General features: G+C 71.2%; 15 protein-coding genes and 2 pseudogenes. 9 read left to right on the forward strand and 8 right to left on the reverse strand.

Translation table 11 applies throughout. The features are described 5' to 3' along the window. Positions 1 to 23 precede the first annotated feature (23 nt). The gene (locus IH50_RS0117310; protein ID WP_037872487.1) at positions 24 to 989 is read left to right on the forward strand and encodes a ScbA/BarX family gamma-butyrolactone biosynthesis protein; all 966 of its coding nucleotides are present in this window, start codon (positions 24 to 26) and stop codon (positions 987 to 989) included. 45 nt (positions 990 to 1034) lie between these two features. Here the strand turns inward: IH50_RS0117310 and IH50_RS0117315 are convergent, their stop codons facing one another. After that, complete coding sequence (locus IH50_RS0117315; RefSeq protein ID WP_037872507.1) at positions 1035 to 1628, reverse strand: TetR/AcrR family transcriptional regulator; 594 nt, start codon at positions 1626 to 1628, stop codon at positions 1035 to 1037. A 98-nt stretch (positions 1629 to 1726) separates the two neighbouring features. Between IH50_RS0117315 and IH50_RS0117320 the strand changes: the two genes are divergently transcribed. From IH50_RS0117320 to IH50_RS43555, 3 genes and pseudogenes are all read left to right on the forward strand, one after another. After that, complete coding sequence (locus IH50_RS0117320) at positions 1727 to 2974, forward strand: acyl-CoA dehydrogenase family protein (RefSeq protein ID WP_234328184.1); 1248 nt, start codon at positions 1727 to 1729, stop codon at positions 2972 to 2974. Further along, positions 2964 to 3719, forward strand: a complete 756-nt coding sequence (locus IH50_RS0117325) for an HAD family hydrolase (RefSeq protein WP_234328185.1) — start codon at positions 2964 to 2966, stop codon at positions 3717 to 3719. The genes IH50_RS0117320 and IH50_RS0117325 overlap by 11 nt, the downstream gene beginning before the upstream one ends. An 826-nt stretch (positions 3720 to 4545) precedes the next feature. Next, positions 4546 to 4710, forward strand: a pseudogene (locus IH50_RS43555) (transposase); the annotation flags it as partial. A gap of 307 nt (positions 4711 to 5017) precedes the next feature. Here IH50_RS43555 and IH50_RS42610 read toward each other — a convergent pair. The 6 genes from IH50_RS42610 to IH50_RS0117355 all read right to left on the reverse strand — a co-directional run bounded on the left by IH50_RS42610 (position 5018) and on the right by IH50_RS0117355 (position 10098). Continuing rightward, positions 5018 to 5539, reverse strand: coding sequence for a Pycsar system effector family protein (locus IH50_RS42610; protein ID WP_051767349.1), 522 nt, complete (start codon positions 5537 to 5539; stop codon positions 5018 to 5020). Next, a complete protein-coding gene (locus IH50_RS0117340) occupies positions 5536 to 6318 on the reverse strand; it encodes a hypothetical protein (RefSeq protein ID WP_030862400.1) in 783 nt (260 codons plus the stop codon). Before IH50_RS0117340 ends, IH50_RS42610 begins: the two co-directional genes overlap by 4 nt. Beyond that, a complete protein-coding gene (locus IH50_RS0117345; protein WP_030862405.1) occupies positions 6315 to 7697 on the reverse strand; it encodes a hypothetical protein in 1383 nt (460 codons plus the stop codon). Before IH50_RS0117345 ends, IH50_RS0117340 begins: the two co-directional genes overlap by 4 nt. A 39-nt stretch (positions 7698 to 7736) precedes the next feature. Further along, a complete protein-coding gene (locus IH50_RS0117350; protein WP_030862407.1) occupies positions 7737 to 8360 on the reverse strand; it encodes a hypothetical protein in 624 nt (207 codons plus the stop codon). Next, the gene (locus tag IH50_RS41675) at positions 8357 to 8845 is read right to left on the reverse strand and encodes a hypothetical protein (protein WP_158801258.1); all 489 of its coding nucleotides are present in this window, start codon (positions 8843 to 8845) and stop codon (positions 8357 to 8359) included. The genes IH50_RS0117350 and IH50_RS41675 overlap by 4 nt, the downstream gene beginning before the upstream one ends. Positions 8846 to 8967: 122 nt before the next feature. Further along, positions 8968 to 10098: a hypothetical protein gene (locus IH50_RS0117355; protein ID WP_030862410.1), complete on the reverse strand. Its 1131-nt coding sequence runs from the start codon at positions 10096 to 10098 to the stop codon at positions 8968 to 8970. A 133-nt stretch (positions 10099 to 10231) separates the two neighbouring features. Between IH50_RS0117355 and IH50_RS43560 the strand changes: the two are divergent. The 3 genes and pseudogenes from IH50_RS43560 to IH50_RS0117365 all read left to right on the forward strand — a co-directional run. Next, positions 10232 to 10414, forward strand: a pseudogene (locus tag IH50_RS43560) (helix-turn-helix domain-containing protein); the annotation flags it as partial. A gap of 252 nt (positions 10415 to 10666) precedes the next feature. Continuing rightward, the gene (locus IH50_RS0117360; RefSeq protein WP_030862418.1) at positions 10667 to 11563 is read left to right on the forward strand and encodes a tetratricopeptide repeat protein; all 897 of its coding nucleotides are present in this window, start codon (positions 10667 to 10669) and stop codon (positions 11561 to 11563) included. Beyond that, positions 11560 to 14802 carry a toll/interleukin-1 receptor domain-containing protein gene (locus IH50_RS0117365; protein ID WP_078914000.1) on the forward strand — a complete coding sequence of 1081 codons (3243 nt, stop codon included), beginning with the start codon at positions 11560 to 11562 and terminating at the stop codon, positions 14800 to 14802. The genes IH50_RS0117360 and IH50_RS0117365 overlap by 4 nt, the downstream gene beginning before the upstream one ends. A gap of 815 nt (positions 14803 to 15617) precedes the next feature. On the opposite strand, the gene IH50_RS41680 is transcribed toward IH50_RS0117365, so the two are convergent. Next, positions 15618 to 15893 carry a hypothetical protein gene (locus tag IH50_RS41680; protein WP_158801262.1) on the reverse strand — a complete coding sequence of 92 codons (276 nt, stop codon included), beginning with the start codon at positions 15891 to 15893 and terminating at the stop codon, positions 15618 to 15620. 85 nt (positions 15894 to 15978) lie between these two features. Between IH50_RS41680 and IH50_RS0117385 the strand changes: the two genes are divergently transcribed. Both IH50_RS0117385 and IH50_RS0117390 read left to right on the forward strand, forming a co-directional pair. Next, a complete protein-coding gene (locus tag IH50_RS0117385; RefSeq protein WP_030862421.1) occupies positions 15979 to 16470 on the forward strand; it encodes a DUF2243 domain-containing protein in 492 nt (163 codons plus the stop codon). Further along, positions 16467 to 17297: a cytochrome c oxidase assembly protein gene (locus tag IH50_RS0117390; protein WP_030862423.1), complete on the forward strand. Its 831-nt coding sequence runs from the start codon at positions 16467 to 16469 to the stop codon at positions 17295 to 17297. Before IH50_RS0117385 ends, IH50_RS0117390 begins: the two co-directional genes overlap by 4 nt. Positions 17298 to 17386: the final 89 nt, after the last annotated feature.

The following is a 17386-nucleotide window of genomic DNA, read 5'->3' on the forward strand; positions in this document are numbered from 1 at the left end:
ATTCGTTGAGCTTTGCACGTCCCGTGACGCGTGAGCTGGTGCACCGCAGCTCCGTCGCGGAGGTGTTCGTCACCGACGGTGCCCGTGTCGGTGACCGCGAGTTCGTCGTCGCCGCCCAGTGGCCGCGCGACCACGCGCTCTACCACCCGGACGAGAACGGTCTGAGCGATCCCCTGCTGTTCGCGGAGACCCTGCGTCAGGGGATGGTCTACGTCGCCCACCGGCACTGCGGTGTGCCGCTCGGCCGGCGCTTCATCGGCCGCGACCTCGACTTCGAGATCACCGACCCCTCCGCCCTGCGGGTCGAGGGCGTACCGCTCTCGGTGTTCCTGGTGGGCGAGTGGACCTGGGACGGCGACGACGCGCGGGGCAGGAGCGGGGCCCGGATGGACTTCCGGCTCGTCGTCGGCGGCCGCGCGTGCGGCTGGGGCACCATCAGCATGCTGATGGTGGACGAGCGGCGCTACCGCCTGCTGCGCCGGCTCGGCGGCGGTGCCGCGGACGCGCCGGGCACCGCACCGGCGCGGACGGCCGCCTCCGGGGCGCTGCGCACGCCCCCGCACCGGGTGGGGCGGCTGCGCTGGCGGGACTGCGTCCTGGAAGAGGCCGCGAGGCCCGACGAGTGGCGGTTACGCGTGGACCGCGACCACGCGGTGCTCTTCGACCACCCCACCGACCACATCCCGATGATGGTGATGCTGGAGGGCTTCCGCCAGCTCGGCCACCTCATGGTGCACGAGGCGTGCGACGGCCCGTTCGCCGACCTGTCCTTCGCGCTGGCCCGGACCACGGTGCAGTGCCTGGCCTTCGGCGAGTTCGACCGGCCCACCCGGCTGGTGGTCGACGAGTGCGCGTCGGGCGCCCGTCCGCAGGAAACGTTTCAGCTGTCCGTCTCGGCGGTCCAGGACGACACCGTACTGGCCCGCGCACGGACCGCCTGGGCCTGTGTGGGCACCCGCCCGGCGGCGGCCGTCCCGGCCTCCTGGTAGCGGCGGCCCACCGGCCCGGACCCGGGGCCGCACGGCCGTCGGGGCTCAGGCTGACGCGCGTGTCCCCATCGCGCGCGTCAGCACGCCCCACATCGCGGCGACGCTGGGCCCGGGCCGGTCCGGGCCGGTGCAGGCGCCGGTCCACAGCGCGGTGCAGAACGCCGCGACGATGAGATCGGCCAGGGCCTCGGCCGGCGGTGCCTCGTCCCAGTGCCGCCCCCGCTGCACCTCGCCCACGAGTTCGAGCGCGATGCCATGGGTGTCGCTCAGGAGAGGAGCCACCGTGTCGGCCGCCCGAGCCGCCTCCACCTCCAGCCGCAGGGCCGCCTGCGCCCTGTGGTCGGTCTCGAAGAGCCGGCCGAGTCCGAGCACCAGGGCCTCCAGCCGGCTCCTGGCCGGCTCGGGCGAGGTCCTGGCCTCGTCCAGCAGCGTCCGCACGCTCCGGGACAGATGTTCCGCCAGTGCGGCGGCCAGCTTCTCCTTGCTGGAGAAGTGCCCGTACAGGGCGCCCTTGGTCAACCCGATCCGGTCGGCGATGCGCTGCAGGTTCGCGTTCACGTAGCCGTAGCGTGCGAACTCGTACGCGGCGGCATCGAGGACGCGATCGTGCGTCCGAAGGGCACGCGCCTGCTTGACCACGCTGATCACCTCCTTCACCCCGGCCCGGTGGTGAAGGACCGGCCGAGAAAGATTCGTTCCCGAACGAATTCTAGTCGTGGAGTAAAGGAGAGCGATAGGTGAACCAGCGTCAAATCTGCACAGGCCAGGGGGCACAGGGTGGCGCGCCGCGGGCGCGCGGACAGATGGGGGGCGCCGTGGCCTCCGCCGCGGCACACGCGTCGGCGGCGGACGCCACCGGCCGGCTGTCCGCGGAGACCGTCGCGCTGCTGACCCGCGCCGGCTTCGCCCGTCACTTCGTGCCCGGGGTCTGGCACGGTACCGAGGGAACCTTCAGCGACCTCCTCGCCGAGGTGGCGGCCGTCGGCGAGGGATGTGCGTCCGCCGCGTGGTGCGCCGCCCTGTGGGCGACCCACGGCAGATACGCCGCCCACCTGCCCCTCGAAGGGCAGCTCGACCTGTGGGGCCGCTCGCCCGATGTGCGGATCGCCGCCGGACTGCGGCCCTCCGGCTCGGCCACCCGCTGCTCCGGAGGCTGGCTGCTCAGCGGCACCTGGGAGTGTGTCAGCGGGGTCGCGGACGCGGACTGGCTGCTGCTCGCGGCCCCGGAACCGGACGAACCGCGGTTACCCGGCGGCCGGTGCCGGCTCTTCGCCGTCCCCGCCGCCGAGATCCACGTACAGGAGTCGTGGCGCAGCACCGGAATGCGCGGCACCGGCAGCCACACCGCGGTCCTCGACGGCCCGGTGGTGATCCCCGACCACCGCACCTGCTCGCTGTCGGACGTGCTGGCGGGCTCTCCCGGGCCCGGACGGTCCCGCTGCCACACCGCCCCGGCGCACTTGGGGACGGGACTGCTGCTGTGCGCGCCCGCCCTCGGGGCGGCCCGCCACGCCCTGCGGGAGTGGACCGTGTGGGCCGCGCGCAGGGGAGCCGGCCGGCCCACGGAGCGCGCCACGCTCCAGCTGACGCTGGCGCAGTCGGCCGACGACATCGAGGCCGCCGAACTGCTGCTCGGGGACGCGGCGCTGCGGGCCGACTCGGGCACCCGCGCCGAGCGGGACGTGGCCCGCAACCGCCGGGTCGCGGCGGCCGCCGCACAGCACCTGGTCACCGCCGTCGAGCGGCTGTTCCGCGCGGCCGGAACCCACGCATGCGGCGGCCCCGGGCCGCTGGAGCGCACCTGGCGCGACGTCCACGTGCTGGCCGCGCACCAGGCCCTGCGCCGGGAGACCGCGGCGGCCCTGTACGCCGACTCGGTGTTCGCCGACTTCGAAGACCGTCCCGAGCAGGCGGCCGGGCCTGCGGACGAGCCCCGGTTCATGGCGCACTCCGCACCGGCGGAGGTGGTCGCCGGTGTCCACTGACCTCCGCAGTGAGCGCGAGCGTTCCCCGCGACCCGCGACGCCGCCTGCCCGCCCCACACCCTCCCGGCCCGCTGCGCGGACGCGGTCCGAGGGCCCCCGCCGGCTGGTGTTCTTCGATGTGGACGAGACGCTGATCAGCCGCAAGAGCGGCCCGGACTTCCTCCGCGACCACTTCGCGCGGAGGTACGGCGCGGACGGAGCGCGCCGCGCCGGTGAACTGCTGGACGCGCTGGCCGGTCTGCCCCGCGCGGAAGCCAACCGCCGTTTCCACCGGGCCTTCCGGGGCTGCCCGGCCGCGGAGGCCGAGGCCGCGGCCCGCCGGTGGTACGGGGAGCACAGCCGGGCCGACGGCTTCTATCTCCCCACCACACTGGCTGCGCTGCGTCGGCACCGGGCCGAGGGCGCGTCCGTCGCCCTGGTCTCCGGCACCTTCCCGCCGCTGCTGGCCGTCATCGCCGAGGCGGTCGGGGCGCGGTTCGTCCTCGGCGCGAGACTCGAACGCTGCGGGCCGCTGCTCACCGGCGAACTGATCGGCCCCCCGGCCATCGGCGAGGGCAAGCGCGCCCTGGTGCGCCAGCTCCTCGCCCGCCACCCCGACATCGACCCGGCCGACTGCTGGGCCTACGGCGACCATCCCTCCGACCTGCCGATGCTGCACAGCGTGGGGCACGCGGTGATGGTCGCCCCGGACGGGACCCACACCCCCGTGCCACCGCACGCCGCCGGAACCGACGGAGGGGGGTGACCGCGTCCGCCGGCGCCCCGAACAGCGGCTCGCTGTCTGGACCGCCGAGCCCGGCGGCGAGTCCGTCGACGACACGGGGATCCCAGTCGTCCAGGACTGCGGACAGGTGGTTGAGGAGGATCAGCGGTACGCCGTCGTCCGGGGCGAGTCGAGCACAACACCCTGGTGTTGGATCTGGCGGCTTTCGCGGAGCTGACCTCCGGCGAGCTGCCCGATGTCGCGCTGAGGCGCCTGATCGCGAATACCAGGGGCTCCTTGACGAGCGCTCTGTGTCCCGGTCGGCTTGTGCCATGATGACCGGAGTGCAGGCGGCCTGCCGCGGCGAACCTGAGGCGACCGAGGATGCACTCACCTTCGCCAGGGACACGCTGTCCCCTCCGATCGCGCCGTCTGACGGCCTTCTTGGGGACTATGTGGCGTACCAGCGGAGCACCGATGGCCGCAAGGGAACGCGTTCCCAGGTATCCCCAGCCGTTGGACGAGTTGTCGCCATCGAGCTGACCGTGCGACGGTTGTACTGCGACAACGACCGGTGCGGGCGTCGTACGTTCGTCGAGCAGGTCGAGGGGCTGACGTTTTGTTATGGGAGACGGACGTCTGCTTCGCGCCGGCTCCTGGAGGCCGTGGCCGTCGCGCTCGCCGGTCGGGCGGGAGCCCGGCTGGCCGTGGTCCTGCACAGTGTGGTCAGTCGGACGACGCTGCTGAGGATGCTGATGGCGCTTCCTGACCCAGCCTGGAAAGTGCCTAAGGTGCTTGGTGAGGTTCCCCCGGGATGTGGGGAGAGGTGACAACAGGTCGGATGGGGTTCATGAGAGGAGCCCAGACGATGCCTGCCCCGAGGAAGTACCCGCTGGAGTTGCGTGAGCGTGCGGTGCGGATGTACCGCGCTTCCGAGCCGAAGCCCGTGATCCGCCGCATGGCCGAGGAACTCGGCGTGCACCACGAGGTCCTGCGCAACCGGATCCGTCAGGCCGAGGCCGACGCCGGCGAGCGAGGCGAACGACAGCGCAACGCAGTCACCCACCCGCTCGACGTCCTGGAGTCCACCGGTTACACCCAGCGCGAGCAGGACATCCTGCGCCCCCGCCACCCCGTCATCACCCTGGCCCTGGGCGAGCGTCCGCAGACCCCCCGTACCCGGATCGCCTCTCGAACCTGCGACAAAGGGCCTCTGACCTGCTACAAGAAGCTCGTGGAAATCGCCACGCGAGACACCCTCCCGGCTGCGTCGGTCATTCCGGTCACACAGGACGGATCAGTGGGCTTCGGTACCGAAGGTACGGGAGGAATCCGCCCGCCTATCCGACCAGGTTCACCAGGAGGGCGGTGGCGCAGAGGACGGCCGCCGTGCCGAACAGGAGCAGCGCGCGCCGGACGAGGGTGTACTTGGTGGCGGCGATACGCGACACCTCGTAAATCTGGTCGACGAGGGAGACGCTGGGGGTCCGCAGCGTTCTCAAGAGCCGCTCCTCCAGCGCCTCCTTCGGGCGGGCGACGACATCGCCGAAGTAGCTCACCAGATGCGCCGTGGTCGGTGTGGTGCGGCGGGTGCGGGGGCAGACGGCCCAGCCGAGGAACGTGACCCCCGCTGTCGCCGCGCACACGCCCGCCCACCACAGCCAGGCGGCGGCGTCGGTCAGGGGGCGCCCGTGCATCCGGCCCGTGAGCGTCGTGGAGAGGACCGCCCCGAGCGCGACCCCCGCCCCGGCCAGCAGCAGGGATGCTTTGGCGTCGGCCTGCCGGACCTCGTTGCGGGCGTCGGCCAGCAGCCGACCCGCGTAGGCGTGGAACTCCGGACTGTCAGGTCCCGGGCTGGTCATCGCGGGTCCGGGGAGCCGTGGGCCTGGGTGGCCACGTCCGCGGCGGCAATGAACTGGTGGCACATCAGTTCCTTCTCCCCGTCGGTCACTACGCTCCGCATGTTGACCGAGGAACCCCCGCCCGGCTGGCCGAGCAGAATGTCGGTGGCCCCGCGAACCGGCAGGCTGAGCACCGCCAGTGTGACGCAGAACCGGTTGCGCGCGATGGGTGTCGCGTGGAACGTGCGCACCGGGACCTCATGCCAGGTCCCGGCCGGGAAACGAGCGGCGCGCAGGGTGGGGACCACGTCGAGATGCTCGCTGGTCTCATGCAGCTCGTCCTTGCCCATCACCCCCGTCGGCCGGACCTCGTAGACGCGCATGCGTCGCGCGTCGGGCGGCACCTCGCGCGTGTTGTGCAGCCCGGGATCGACGACCCCGTACTGCGACTCCCGGTACTCGCCCGCCAGGACGCGGGAGTACAGCCGGAAGCAGTGCTGGTGGATCGACGGGTGGCCCGGCAAACCCCGACGGAGCCCGTCCGGCCAGAAGTGGACCCGGACGAGGCCCAGCGACGGCACTTGGGCGATCTCGAAGGTCGCGAAACCGGTGGGGTGCCACAGCCCGCGGCCCAGCCGGCCCGCACGGATGGCGCTCACTGTGCCGGCCAGCAGATCCCCGGTCACGGCGGCGGCCTCTTCGAGGAAGCGCAGATGTGCGGGCTCCCCCTTCGTCGCGGATATGGGCCCGGGGACCTGTACGGGGATGGCCGCGGGGTCGCCGCCCGAGGGCGCCGTCACAGCGTCTCTCCCGTTGAGGGCCGTTCGGTCCCCGCAGCCCGCCTCTGGAATACGAAGGCGTCGCCTTCGTATTCCTTGGCGGTCAGGGACGTCTCGCCGAGCGCCGTCCAGTCACCGAACGGCGATCCCGACTCCGACGGTTTTACCTGCTCCGCGAGTCGCCCGCTCATCGCGATCAGATGCGATCGCCGGGGAAGCGACGCGAACATGGGTGCACTCCTTTCCTTCGAGGCCGTCGCCAGTCCTTGTTCCAGCCGGACCGCTTCGATCACCGCGGTGCCGTCGAAGGCGGCGGCGAAACTGCGGGTACCGGCGATCCTGCCGTAGCTGTAGTCGCCCTGGTGGAGCACCATCCGGGTGCCTACACGCTTCTCGGGCGTGCGTATGGAGCCGTTGAACTGCTCTATGAGGCCCACGAGAGACTCCCATCGGGTGGCGATGTTCGTGATCAGTGCGGTGGTGTTCGTGAACGTCCGCTCGGGAAAGGCGGCCACGAATCCGTCGCCCGCGAACTGGGCCTGAGTGGTGCCGAGGTCGCCCAGCATGGTGTGCAGTTCGTGTGCGATCCGCCTACGGAACTCGTCCTGCGCCCGGTCCGCCGTGGTGGAGAAGGTGTGCATGTGCTCGAACGCGTACCGCAGTGCGGTCCCGTATCCGGCAAGATCCACCACGCACAGCACCCCGCGCTCTTCGCGGTGAAACAGCTCCGACGGCACGTCGAGACCCTCCTCGCTGATGACGAGCCGGCGCATCTCGTCCTGGAGGACGTGCTCGACGTTGCTCATCAACGGCTTGCCGAGGAACCAGCGTTCGCTCCGGCCGTGTTCCTCGCCGGGACGTACCTCCGTCGCCGTCAGGTAGTCGCGCAGCGGCAGGAAGACGTAGCCGCGCCGCTGCTCGGGGTCGGCGAGGTTGCGGGAACTGGAAGCGTCCACGCCCACCAGGCCGTGCCGGAGGATGTAGTACGCCTTCACCATGCTCGGGGACCGCGGGGAAACCTTCAGTTCCAGGAAAGGGCTGCGCCGTCGGAGCTGGGTGTCCCGCAGGCCCATCTGGTAAGCGAGGTGGTTGAGGTCCCGCTCGATGTCGATACGGTCCGCCGCCTCGGTGGCGAGCCGCAGCAGAGATCCGGCCGTCGTGGGCGGCGAGAACTCGATCGGGACCGGGTAAGCAACGAACGGTGGCGCCCAGTACCCCTCATCGTGCGGGGGGCTGTTGTGCTGTCCGGCGAGCGGGTAGCTCGGGTGGACGAGCATCAGGTGGTGATCACCCTGCCAGGAGACGGCGATCTCCAGCGTCGAGATGATCCACACCTGTGACGGGGGCACCGAGAGCGGCATCTTCCCCGGGCTCTCGTCGGTCAGGACCTGGTAGGTCATCTGCTCACTCTCTGTTCACCCCTTGGCCCGCCTGGGAACTCAGATACTCGACCGGATGGCAGGCAGGGCGTCCGCCACGTTGGACGACACCTTGCGGCCGAACGGCATCTCGGACCGCGCGAGTTCCTCCGCCAGCCGAGAGGGCTCGATCCACACGTGCGGCAGCTCCAGATCGAGCGCTGCCACGCGGTTGAGGAAGTAGCTGAACTCGTAGGCGGTGTAACTGTTCGACGTCCTGGAGAACTTGAGGGAGTAGTTCGTGTAGAACGGAGTCCCGCTCCAGGTGCCGTTCAGATCGGCGATCACGTTGTTCACCCCGGTCCGGATGGCCGACACGTAGGCGTCCTGGTGGCTGACGCGCAGCTGCCCGAGAGCCTCGGAGAGCGCGCGGAACGTCGATCCCTCGCCGAGGGCCAGGATCGGGCCGGTGCCGTCGTCCGGGGCGGCGGCCAGCTCGTCGCGGGTGAGGATGAGCGACGCGTACGGAAACATCCAGGTGTCCCAGGTGCCGGCCGGGTGCGGGTCCACCACGAGGATCTCCTTGGCGCTGTTGACGACCACCTGGGGGGCGGTCAGCGCGTACCGCTGGGGGACGACGGCGGCGTCCAGACGTTCGTCGTTGAGATCCGAGTCCTGGTCCCAGGAGTAGTCGGCGTTGGTCATGGGGCCTCTCTCTGCTTTCTGCTCGATGTTTCCGCGGTCCGCGAGGACGGTTGGGTTCCAGGACCGCGAAGGCGTTCGATCTCCCGCCGGGCAAAGGTCCGTGCCCGGGACAAGAAGACATCGGACGGTCGGAAATCGGGGGTTCCAGTGTGCCGAAACAATGGGGTTCGGGTACGCGCCGAGCCGGAAGGAGTCACCTCGGCGAGCGGCACGGTCGGTCCTGCCGGAGGCGGATGGGTCTCAGCGGTCAGCACCGAGACCCACACGGTGCCCAGACCCTGCCGGAGGGCAGCCAGACAGCGATGGACCCCGTCGAGGATCATTAGTCCGCCCGGGTGACGCTCGACCAGCGGACCGAGCAGCAGCATGCCGTCCGGCCGTGTGCCGGTGAGGACGGGCAGGTACGGGGCGATCCCGGATCGGCCGAACGCGCGCAGCAGTGCCTGGGCCGATGTATAGGGGGCGGGCGCAACCAGCTCGATCACACTACCGAGTGAATGGAGGTCGACCCGTTCGCACGTCACGTCCACCGCCCCGAAACGCTCGCCCCAGCTCTCGGCCACTGCCTGCCGCCAGGCTCGCGCGGCCAGATCCGGGGAAAGCGGGGTCATCGAGTGGCCGCCGAAGGCGCGGGGCTGCCGGGGAGCCGCCAGGGCGGGTCGTCCAGCCGTGAGTCCGCCCCGTCCACCACCGACAGGACCACCAAGTCGCCTGCCGAAGTGCTGAGATGGCACAGATCCCCGGTGAACGTGCCCCGGTCTCCCCGGTGGAAGTCGCCGCGGTCACGCAGGTGACTGACGAGGACCGGGAGCCGACGTGCCACCTCACCGGGGAGCGCGGCCGACACCTGTTCGGGGACGATGCCGAGCAGGGTCGGCAGGTACGCGCCGTGCGCGTCCGCCACCACCCGGCCGCTCACCGTCACCTTCCGCAGCAGAGTGCGGGCTGCGGTGAGGTCGGCGAGGGGCGCGTCGGTGGGGTTCTCGTAGCGGAAGAAGGGGCACAGGATGCCGGCGCGGGTGCGCAGCCGGATGCGCCAGTCCTTGCCGTGCTCGCGCAGACGGGCTTCGGGATGGGAGCGTCCGTGGGACCACAGGCACTGGGCGATACGGACGGCCGTCTGCGGGCCCACGTCGAACACCACGTCGTAGTCGTGCATGCTCCGTACGGTGGGGTCCCCGAGCAGCAGGCGGGCCGATCCCGTGAGCCCGAGCGGGCCGGTGGGCAGAGTGCCGCCCAGGACCCGGGCCAGTTCGGTGAGGTGGGATTCGGCGTAGCGGCGAAGGAAGGAGCCGGGCACCGTGTCGGTGCGCGGGTCGACGGCAGCGGACAGATGCAGGTCCACCTGGGAGAGTGGCACGATCGACTTCGCCGAGAAGGGGTGCGCGTGGTCGAAGCAGGTGCCCGTCGGGAAGCGGACCAGCTCCCGCTCTCGCTCGGAAATCCCCCGTCCGTTCGCCACATATGCCTTGCGGTACCGTGACCCGAGCATCACGTACCCGCCCGCGGTGGACGGCACGAAGGCCAGTTCCCCGACCAGGTGTCCGGGCGGGTGGCAGTGGCCGTGAACCGCCAGGATCCGGCCGTCCTTCAGCAAGACGTAGTCCTGGTCCCGGATGAGCATCCTGTTCCCCCCAGCGCCCTCCGAAGCGGCGATGCCCAGGGTGAGCGTTCCGGTTCGCATGCCACCTGCGCCCTTCTTGTGGTGGAGGAAGTCCTCACCGTTGGTTTCCGGCATCTCACAGGCTCCTGCCCGGGCGATCCGCCGCCATGATCGACAGTTCTTCCAGGATGGGGCGATACCGGACGCGTGCCCAGGGGTTGCCCGCTAGCCTTGTCGTCCGGCAACAGGCAACACCTTGGAGCGCACCGTGGAATCCTTTGGCACGCGACTGCGCCGGTACCGGGGCGAACAACAGTGCTCCTTGTCAGCCCTTTCCGCCCGGACGCACTACTCAGCGGGGCACCTGAGCAAGGTGGAGAACGGCCTGCGCGCGCCGACCCGGGAACTGGCGGCGAGTTGTGATGCGGCGCTGGGCGCCCGGGGTGATCTCCTCGCGGCGCTCGGCGCAGGGCGGTCCGGCGACGCGGCGCGAGGAGAGGACAGGGCCGCAGGTTCGCCCACGGCGGAGTTACCGGATGACACCGGCCTGCCCGCACCACCCGCCACCTTGACTCATGGCGCGGCTGCTTCGATCATTGCGGCGCTGACCACCGTCCTGGACGGGCTGCGGGCGACCGCGCAGAGCGCCGGCCCAGGGGCCGTATTGGAAAGCGCGTCCGCACAGGTGCGGGCCCTGTGTGGCATGGCGGCTCACGCCCGCGACCCTGAGGCAGGACACCTGCTGTCCCTGGCCGGCCGCTACGCGGAGTTCATCGCCTGGATGTGCCAGGAGGCCGACGACGAACGGTCCGCCCTCGGCTGGGCGCGCACCACGGCCTCCCTCGCCCGGCATGTCGGCTCACCGGACATGGAAGCCAACGCCATCCTGCGACGCTCGCTGCTCGCCCTCTACTGCGACGACGGCGCCGCCACGGTCGAACTCGCCTCCGCGGCAGCCGCCTTCCCGGCCTTCCCGGCCACCCGGGTGCGGGCGCTGCTGCGTCTGGCCCAGGGGCATGCTCTCAGTGGCGACGACCTCCGTTGCCGCCGGGCGCTCGACGACGCGTACAACCTGCTCTCCTCCCCGTCGTTCTCCGGTCCGGCCGCAGGTCCGGGCACGGCTGTGTCTCATGGCTCGTCTCCGGTGCCTGCCCTGAGTTCGGTTCACGACGGGGCTGCCCTCGGCACCACGTCGGGTACCGCCTACGCCGCCGGTCATGGGAGCGGCCACTACGGCACCCGGCACGTCGCTGATCCCGCCGCCATGGCGAGAGGCTGGTGCCTCCAGGTGCTCGGCCACCACGACGAGGCGCTCAGCCTGTTGGGTGCCGAGGCGCAGCGCATCCCGGCCCACGCGCACCGCGCGCGGGCCCGGTTCGAGGTCAGGGTCGTGCTCGCCGCGCTCGGCGCCAACGACGTCGACCGCGCGTGTGCGACGCTGCGCGAGGTCCTCACGGTCGCGCCGGGCATCGACTCCGCCACCCTGCGCACCGATCTGCGCGGCTGTGTCAGGGCCCTGTCGCGGCACCGTCGGCATCCGGCCGTCGCGGAGCTGCTGCCTCTCGTCACCAGCCATGCGTCCCGGCGTACGTCCGCATGACCGCCCCTGTGTCCACCGGCATCTTCGTCAACTACCGGGTAGGTGACTGCGAGACGGAAGCTGCCCTGCTGCACCGCCTGCTGGCTGACCGGTTCGGCGACGAGCAGGTGTTCTTCGCCAGTAGTTCCATCCAGTTGTCCGCCGACTTCACCGAGGCCATCCCCGAGGGCCTCGCCCGCTCCTCCGTGCTGATCGCCGTGATCGGACCGGAGTGGCTGGCCGTCACCGACGCTCACGGCACCCCGCGGATCCAGCTGGAGGAGGACTGGGTCCGGCGTGAACTCGCCTACGCCTTCCAGCACGACATCAGCGTCGTCCCCGTTCTGGTCGACCGGGGACGACGCATCCGGATACCCTCGGCCGCCGACCTGCCCGACGACCTCGCCCGGCTGGAACGCTGCCAGTACCTGCGGATGCACTACCAGAACCTGCGGCTGGAGCGTCTCTTCGCGGAACTCGCGGTGCTGACCCCGCAGACCTTCGCCCACCGTGTTCTGCTGCCCCCCGAAGAGTTGCCCCCCGAGCCCGGTCCCAGCATGCTGCTGCGCGCCGAGTACGGCGTCGTCCCCTTCCACGGCCGGGAGACCGAGCAGGAGGAGTTTCATGCGTGGTGCGAGGAACCGACCGGATCGGCCGTACGTCTGGTCACCGGGCCCGGCGGCCAGGGCAAGACCCGTTTCGCCCTGCATCTGTGCCAACAGGCCGCCGAGCGGGGCTGGCTGGCGGGGTTCGTCGACGAGTTCTGCGCGCCGGACGACCTCGCAGTGCTGGCCCGCTGCACCGCGCCCCTTCTGCTGGTCCTCGACTATGCCGAGGCCCGCGCCGAGCAACTGCTCGTCCTTGCCGCCGAGTGCGTACGCCGCGACCCCAGCGCCGGACCGGTGCGTCTGCTGCTGCTCAGTCGGGCCGGCGGGGAGTGGCAGCGCCCGCTCGCCGAGGACGCCGACGACCGAGTCGCTGTCCTGTTCGCCGCCATGCCGGAGCACCGGCTCGCCCCACTGGTGCCGTCCGAGACGCAGAGGCAGGCCGAGTTCGTCAGCGCGGCCCGGGAGTTCTCGGCACACCTGACCGGTACCCGCCCCGAGGCCGCAGTGATTCCCGCCGACCTGCGCGCTGCCCGCTACGACCGGATCCTGGACGTCCACGCTGCCGCCGTGGTCGCGCTACTCGAACAGAACGAGCCGCCAGACAGTGCATCCTCGACTTCCTCCGACCCGGTGGCCCGGGTGCTTGCCCATGAACGCCGTTACTGGAAAAGGTTGTTGGCGGTTCACCGGCTCCCCGAGGACACTTCGTTGCACGCGGACGCACTCGTCGCGGTCGCAACCCTCTTCGGTGCCGACACCGAAGAGGGGGCGCTCGCACTGCTGTCGGACACCCCCACGTTCGAGGGTGCGTCCGTGTCGTTCCTGCGCCGCCATCTCCGCTGGGCCTCGGCAGTTCTCCACAGTGGCCACGGACTTCACCCCCTGCGCCCCGACCGGCTCGGCGAGGAACACGTCTCGCACGTCCTGGCCTCCCTCCCCGAGGTGGTCACCGCCCCGCTGCCGAGGCTGGACGACGGCCAGGCGCGCCGGGCTCTGACCGTCCTCGGCCGCGCAGCCGTGCGTCATCCGGTCGCCGTCGACGCCGTCACCGCGCTGCTTGCCCACGACATCGGCCGCATGCTCCCCCTGGGCATGGAGGTCGCGCCCCAGCTGGAGAACCCGCGTGCCTTCGCCCGGACCCTGCTGAACAGCCTGCAGACGCACGACGACGATCACACCGTGGGCCTGGTCCTCAACCATCTGCCTGATGAGAGCGTCGCTCTCGCCGACTTGGCGGTGCTCGCCAGCGAGCTCACCCTGCACAGCGCGAAGCGGCACGCGTCCGTCAACCCGGCCGTCACCGCCCGCTTGCTGCTGCGCTACACCTATCACCTCAAGAGCAGCGGGCGCCGCCCGGAGGCGCTGGAAGCGGCCGAGGAGGCGGCCGGGCTCTTCGATCAGCTCGTGGCGGACAGCCGCCAGACACATCTGGCCGACCTCGGCCGAGCCCTGCACAGCCTCGCCGTCATGCTCGACGAGACGGGCGAGCGTGAGCGTGGCCTGAGCACGATCCGCCGCGCTGTCGAGGTACGTAGGGAACTGTGCGAGCAGAGCGACGCCTACCTGCCCGAGCTGGCGCTCTCGCTCGATGTCCTCGGGGCCGACCTTGCCGAGCGGGGGCACAGGGCCGAGGGTCTCGCGGCCGGCCAGGAGGCCGTACAGATCTTCGAAGAACTCGCCGTCGCGCGCCCGGTGCTGTACGAGGCGCAACTGGCCACTGCCCTCGGCAACCTGGCGCTCCAGTGGGAACGTTTCGGCGATTTCGATGGGGCGTGCGCGGTCTCCGAGCGCTGCGTGGACGTGCTGCGCCGCCTGTCCGACCAGAACCCGGACGCACACCTGCTCAAGTACGGCGAGGCCCTGAACCACCAGGCGTCCGCCCTGGTCAGGGCGGGCCGGCCCGCAGCGGCGCTCGCCCCTGTAGTCGAGGCGGTGGGGCTGCTGCGCGGCCTCGTCGAGACGGATCCGGGACTTGCCCAGGACGCCTCCAATCCAGGCGTCCGGCTGGCTTCGGCACTCATCAACCTGTCGATTGTGCAGGCTGCGAACGGTCTCCACCCCGAGGCGCTGGCCTCCGCGGAGGAGGCGGTAGAGGCCCACCGGCCCTTGGCCGAGATCCTGCACGGCGTCTACCGGCCGCGCCTGGCTGTGGCGCTTACCACGCTGGCCGCCAGGCACGGCGCGGCCGGCAACCTCAAGGAGGCACTGGAGGCAGCAGCCGAGGCGGTCCGTATCCGTCGGTCCGACCCGGAGGGCCGCCCGGCGGACCTCGCGCACGCGTTGGGCAATCTCGCGGCGCTGCTGGCACGGGCAAAGCAGTGGGTCCGTGCCGAGGAGACCGCCGCCGACGCTGTGGCGGTGTACCGCTCGATCGGGGACCTCGATGAGCAGGCGCATGTCGAGTCCTTGGCGGGGGCGCTGCACACCCGAGCGGCGGCGGCGAGTCATGTCGAAGGGGCCACCGACCGAATGATCGAAGCCATCGACGCCTCTGTGGAACTGCGGCGAGAGCAGGCCGCGGCGCTCGGGGGCCGCTACGAAGCGGCCCTGACCAGTGCCTTGTTCGCCCAGGCGATCCTCCACGAACGGGCCGGCTTCCTTGACGCCCCCGTGATTCATGCGGAGGCGACGAAGCGCCGGGAGGGTCTCTGACAACGGATGGTCCTGGCTTGGGCGGTTCACGAGGCGGTGCGCCCGTACGGCGTACCCCCGGTGAGAACCGAAGGGTACGGGGGCCGGGGGCGGTCACGTCCGCCGGGAGCCACGTGTGCAGCCCCGGCATGTCCGTCACGCGGCCACCAGGGTGCAGGAGGCGAGCCGAGGGAAGGCGTCCTCCCGCACGGTGCGACCGACGAGAGTGCGCAGCACCGGCCACAGTTGGAGGAACACGTCCCGGTCGAGGTTCCGGGGCGGGTCATCGCACAGGCCTTTGTGCAGGAGGTGCGGTACAGGCCCATGCGCCGGCGGGGCTTGCCCGGGCCGTACGAGGTCATCTCCGACCAGACCACGCGAAGTGGCAGCTCCACTGTCCCCCTGGGGTGGGCCGTGCAACTCGTCCGGCGACTTCGGCAGACGCCGCCGGAACTTCTCCCGGTACAGCACGAGGTCCTCGGCGACCGCGCTCAAGAGGTCGCTCGTCATGGGTGTGGAGGGACCTCATTATGGCGGTTGGAGAAGCGGTGAGGGGCATGATGTGCGAGCCTGCGTCCGGAGTGAGCGGGAGCGGGCTCGTGCAGGTGGGCTGGTAGCGCCGGCCTCTTCCGCACGAGGAGGAGGGATGGACCGTTGATCATGACGCTCATTTGACGCTCTGGGCGCCCGTAGGGACAAAGAGGTGATAATCCGGCTCTGGCCTGGTCTTTTCTGTGGCTGGCCCAGACCCGCCTCTTTCCGATGGTGTGTGACCCGCACGAGCCCGGCGGCCGGCGAGACCGTCGACGGATGCCTCGCCGCAGCCGGACTCACCCTCACGGCATCGCGCCGGTGGCGTCCAGGCGGGGCCGCGCGCCGCGGCGTACGACCACAACGGTGAGGACGATCATCATCAGCAGCGTCGGCTTGTTGAAGAAGGTGCCGAGCAGGGTCAGTCCGACGACCGAGTCCCTCGCATAGACGTAGGCGAACGGCACCAGGTGGGCGACCCGCAGGGCACTCCAGGCGACGGTCAGGCGTCGATGGCGCTGCCGGGCCCTTGGATCGCCCAGGGTGGATGCCGGCTCCAGCCGGGTTCTGCGGCATACCATCCGACGCGGTGCGTGGCGGGCTCGTGTCCGGTGCGACGGGTAGGCGTACGAAGCAGCAGACGTGTCCGTGGCAGGAGGCAGACTCATGAGCGCACCGGTCCACCCGTCCGAGGTCCCTGGCGCACGGCCCGAGCCGCGCAGGTCGATGGTGGTGTGCGGGGTGATCGGGGCAGCGGTGATGGCCGCGGTCGACGAGATCGTCTTTCACCAGATCCTGGGCTGGCACCACTTCTACGACCGTTCCACTTCCGGCGTCGGACTGCTCTCGGACGGCCTGCTCCACACCGCCGAGCTGCTCGCCCTGGTCGTGGGATTCTTCCTCTTCGCCGATCTGCGCCGCCGCCGCGCCCTGGCCGCGGCCCACGCCCGGGCCGGGTTCTTCCTGGGCCTGGGCGTCTTCCAGCTGTACGACGGGATCGTGGACCACAAACTGCTGCGCCTGCACCAGATCCGGTACGGCGTGGACGTCACCCCCTACGACTGGGCGTGGAATCTCGCCGGACTGGTGCTGTTGCTGATCGGCGTCGGGCTGGCTGTCCGCGCGGCCCGCCACGGCCGGGCCTCGACGGCATCGTGACGCTCGCGCACGTCCATCCCGGCCCGGGCCCGTTCGCGCTGCTCACCGCGGCGGCCTCGCTGTCGGCGGCCGTCGTCTACGTGGCGGCCGCAGCCCGCTTGCGGCGCCGCGGCGACGCCTGGCCCCGGTGGCGCGACGCGTCGTTCACGGCCGGAGGCACGAGCCTGGCCTGGGCGGTGGTGGGCTCGCTGCCGGGCGGTGCGTTCACCGCCCACATGGTCCAGCACCTGATCGTCGGCATGGCGGCTCCCCTGCTGTTCGTCCTGGCCCGTCCCCTCACTCTGGCTCTGCGCTCCCTGGCCCCGGGAAGCGCGCGCCGGGGGCTGCTGGCGCTGGCCCACTCCCGCGCCGCGGGCTGGCTCGTCTGCCCACCGCTGGCGGCTCTGCTCGACGTCGGAGGGCTGTGGCTGCTGTACCGGACCGGCATCTTCGCCGGTATGCGGCACGATGCGTGGCTGCACGCGGCGGTGCATGTGCACGTCCTGGCGGCCGGACTGCTGTTCACCTTCGCGGTCTGCCGGCTCGACCCGGTACGCCGCCGCTGGAGCCCGACCACGCGCGGGGCGACCCTGCTGGTCGCCGGCGCCGCGCACGCCGTCCTCGCCAAGTCCCTGTATGCGGCCGGACCGCCCGGCACCGCCTTCACGGCCGCCGACCTGCACACCGGCGCCCAGATCATGTACTACGGCGGTGACCTGGTCGAAGCGGCTCTCGCCGTCGTGCTGGCCGCCTCCTGGTACCAGACGACCGGCCGTCTGCGGGCCGCACGCGGCCGGGCGAGGGCGCGGCGGCGGCCGGCCGCGGGCGCGGCACCATCCGGACGCTGACGCTCAAGGCCGATTCAGCGTGCGCGCATGAGGACCGCTCAGAAGGCGAGCACGGGCAGCACCAGGACGGCGGCGACGGCGTTCAGAAC

The organism is Streptomyces sp. NRRL S-37 (assembly GCF_000721605.1).
Taxonomy (GTDB): domain Bacteria; phylum Actinomycetota; class Actinomycetes; order Streptomycetales; family Streptomycetaceae; genus Streptomyces.